Below are 3,893 nucleotides of genomic sequence, written 5' to 3' on the forward strand. Positions count from 1 at the left end.
TTTTTGTCTACTATGCCAATATGTAGAGCATCTGTTTTATATATTGACGTACATAAACTTACCTCAAAAAAATGGTGGGAATAGTGCTGCAGGACATTGTATGTTGCTGCTATTAAGCACAATTCAAGGCAAAAATGTACCGGTTGAATTTGTTAAGGTTCATAACAATCCGAATGGGTCTTTCCAAAATGGTATTCCTAATCCGATTCTTCATGAAAATCAAGCAGATTCTATTCAAGCTGAGTGATCAAATAAGGCAGATATCGGCTGCATTTGATGGTGGTTTTGGCTGGTGCTTCTTTTTTGATGAAAAAGCCGGATTTTTAAAGTTACAATGTAGCAAGCTTATTATCTCTAATTTACGTAGTTCAAATACAGAACTCGTAGCCAGTTTAAATTTAGAGATGAGGGGCGGAGAGCAATTAAGGTAAGAAAAAAATAGGTGAAACTCTTGCTTTACTTCTTCGGTAATTGTTAGAATTTAGAAAAAATTAGATCGCTTGCATAAATTGCTAGCGGTTTTTTATCAATGCGCATAAAAGCGTATATTTATTGATGCAATCGCATCTATTTATAAGGATTATATAATGAAAGTGATTATTCCTGTAGCGGGTCTTGGTACTCGTATGCTTCCGGCGACTAAAGCAATTCCAAAGGAAATGTTAACAATTGCAGATAAGCCGTTAATTCAATATATTGTTAATGAGTGTGTAGCCGCAGGCATTAAAGAAATTGTGTTAGTAACACATTCATCAAAAAATGCTATCGAAAACCATTTTGATACGTCTTTTGAGCTTGAAACAATGCTTGAAAAACGTGTAAAACGTCAATTATTAGATGAAGTACGTTCAATTATACCGAAAGATGTAACATTAATGCATGTACGCCAAGGGCAAGCAAAAGGTTTAGGCCACGCAGTATTATGTGGTAGAACAGTGGTTGGTAACGAACCGTTTGCCGTTGTTCTTCCTGACGTAATTTTAGCGGATTTCACAGCAAATCAAAAAACTGAAAACCTTGCAGCAATGATCAAACGTTTCAATGAAACTAAGCATAGCCAAATCATGGTGGCTCCGGTACCAAAAGAAGATGTTAGCAGCTATGGTGTTGCGGATTGTGCAGATGTGGATATTCCGGTGGGTGAAACTGCGAAAATCGTAAAAATGGTGGAAAAACCAAGTGTTGAAGAAGCACCGTCTAACTTAGCAGTTGTTGGCCGTTATGTATTCTCTGAAAATATTTGGGATCTACTTGAAAAAACACCAGTAGGCTTAGGCGATGAAATTCAATTAACCGATGCAATTGATATGTTAATTGAACAAGAAACTGTGGAAGCATTCCATATGACAGGCCGTACTTTCGACTGTGGTGACAAGTTAGGTTATATGCAAGCATTTACTGAGTATAGCTTGCGTCATGATAAGTTTGGTAATGAGTTTAAAGATTTTATTAAACAGTTAGCTAAAACATTATAATTCATAAATAAAGGCGCTCTTATAGCGCCTTTTCCTTTCTTATTACCCTCTCACAATTATTTAAATTGTGTTTGCTCTTCAAGATCCTCAATTGCCTTTAAGCACTTCATTTTACGGTATTCTGTTTCTTGAATTTGCCTTTCTAACAAGACTTTGTCAGCTTCTGAAGCATTATAACGCTTTTCAACTAACCAGCTAATTTTCTCATTTAATGCTCTTAACGCTTTCCGGTATTCATTTAAACGGCGGGTAGGCGCAAGCGAATGAATATTTTTAGGGAATTGAAAGGATGACTGAAAGAGTAGAGTTTCATTATTGCCGTTCGTTAATTTTAAGATTTTAACAGCTTGCGTTAATGCTTCATATTGTTGAAAAAGTTTAGCAGCATACGCATTAGCATAATCTTCAGAATATTGTTTATTTAATTCATTTGCTGTTTGCATTATTTCTTGAACAAAGAGTGATACTTTTTGTTTGGATATAGAGAATATATTTTCAGAAATAATCACCTCATAATCATAAAAAGGTAAAAAATATCTAATTGTTTTTGTACTAAAATTGGAAAGTTTCTAATCATATCGGTGTAGTTAAGAGTGATTTTAACTATTATAAATTGATTTTTAATGATTGTAACCGTTTGCGTTTGTGTAAAAACTCTACTAAAAAATAAGAATTTTCTAAATTTGTGAGCTTTATCACAAAAAAAATAACTTTTTTTGTAAGTTTAATAAATATCAAAGTTATACAAAAAATAACTTTTATATCAATAACTTAGATAATGCTTAAATTTGGAGTGTTTTATCTTTTTTTAAGCAAGTTTCATTTTGATTTGTAAATGTTTTTGTAACCCGTTGTTTTTTAAATGGTTTTTATACATTTGTGTTTGGGGTGTAGCACTGTAGCACTAACTGTAGCACTATTGACAGGTTATGTTGATTTTGCCATTATTCGCTTGCAGTCACATTTACTGAAGAATTCTTACACGGTAAATGTTAGTTTTGGAAAATTACTCTTACACCTTATTGAGAGTAATTTTAAATAAACTTAAAATTAAAAATTAAGGTGAACATTATGAAAAAAACTCTAGTTGCATTAGCAGTAACGGCATTCGCAGCATCAGCTTCCGCTGTAACAGTGTATGACGCAGAAGGTACTAAAGTACAGGTTGATGGTTCTTTACGTTTAGTGCTTGAACAAGCAAGTTCAAAAGATAAATACCATGCAGATGTTTTAGATGACAAAGGTAAAAAACTATACTCAAAAGGTCAGACAGTAAAAAATCAAAATGCGCATTCACAATTACGTAATGCTGGATCACGTTTTGGTGTACGTGTAAATCATGACTTAGGTAATGATTTCTATGCATTAGGTCGTTTAGAAATTCGTTTTGATAAAAACAATTCAGATGACCAATTTGGTGATTTATATGCTAAACGTGCATATGTTGGTTTAGGTAGCAAACAGTATGGTGAAGTAACATTTGGTCATCAAGTAACAATTGCTGATGATTACTTTCAAACAGATGATTACAGATACGGTATCGTACCATCATATATCGCAACTTCAGGTACCCAAGTGATCTGTTATGACTATAAAGGTATTGAAGGTTTACAAATTGGTGCAAACTATAATTTCGCTGAAAAACGTGATGTGAGAGGTAAAGTTTTAGTAAATGAACTCAAAAATGCATATGGTTTAGGTGCGGTATATGAAACGCAATTAGGTGGTAACACATTTAATGTTCAAGGTGGTATCGGTCGTTCTAACTATGCAACAGGTACAAACCACAAACATTACCAAGATGGTTATCAAATCGCATTAGGCTATACTATTGGTGATTTAAAATTAGTTGGTGACTTTGGTTATGAATATGAAAAAGAAAATGGTAGCAAACGTACGAAAGCATTCTTCGTAGCACCAGGCTTCCAATACCAAGTGGTTCCAGCTTCACGTATCTATGGTAACTACTTATATGAGCGTGCAGAAAAAACTGTAGCTAAAGCTGAAGTAGCTAAAGCTGATTCTACAACAACTGTAGCTAAAGCTGAAAAAGAGAAAACTCACGGTTTCTTATTAGGTGTTGACTATAAATTCCACAAACAAGTTGTAGCATTTGTTGAAGGTAAATATGTTCAAACTAAAGAATACAAAGGTTATGATTACCAAGTTAAGAGAACCGATAAAGCTATCGGTGTAGGTATGCGTGTTTACTGGTAATATTCTTGCCAACGCTTAACTAAATAAGCTTGAAACCCCAATGGTAAAAACTGTTGGGGTTTTGTTTTTTTATGAAATATTAACTATGGAATACACAGAGTACACGGAAGGAGTGGGGGCATGTTTGTTGATGTAAGATAATAAACCAAACTATATATATTTCGGCAATAATCTAAAGGATTAAGCTTTCTATGTAATCCG

The 3,893-nt window shown here is 33.8% G+C and carries 3 protein-coding genes and 1 pseudogene; 3 read left to right on the forward strand and 1 reads right to left on the reverse strand.

Annotated features, from left to right (window positions below; translation table 11 throughout):
- Both HMPREF0027_RS12225 and galU read left to right on the forward strand, forming a co-directional pair.
- Nucleotides 1-247, forward strand: a pseudogene (locus HMPREF0027_RS12225) (phosphomannomutase CpsG); the annotation flags it as partial.
- A 340-nt stretch (nt 248-587) separates the two neighbouring features.
- Nucleotides 588-1,475, forward strand: coding sequence for a UTP--glucose-1-phosphate uridylyltransferase GalU (gene galU / locus HMPREF0027_RS05400; RefSeq protein WP_005622838.1), 888 nt, complete (start codon nt 588-590; stop codon nt 1,473-1,475).
- 56 nt (nt 1,476-1,531) lie between these two features.
- Here the strand turns inward: galU and priC are convergent, their stop codons facing one another.
- A complete protein-coding gene (gene priC, locus HMPREF0027_RS05405; protein ID WP_005622839.1) occupies nt 1,532-1,984 on the reverse strand; it encodes a primosomal replication protein PriC in 453 nt (150 codons plus the stop codon).
- Nucleotides 1,985-2,546: 562 nt separating this feature from the next.
- Between priC and HMPREF0027_RS05410 the strand changes: the two genes are divergently transcribed.
- Nucleotides 2,547-3,692 carry a porin gene (locus HMPREF0027_RS05410; protein WP_005622840.1) on the forward strand — a complete coding sequence of 382 codons (1,146 nt, stop codon included), beginning with the start codon at nt 2,547-2,549 and terminating at the stop codon, nt 3,690-3,692.
- Nucleotides 3,693-3,893 lie beyond the last annotated feature (201 nt).

Origin of the sequence: Actinobacillus ureae ATCC 25976, from assembly GCF_000188255.1 — a bacterium.
GTDB classification, from domain to species: Bacteria; Pseudomonadota; Gammaproteobacteria; order Enterobacterales; family Pasteurellaceae; genus Actinobacillus; species Actinobacillus ureae.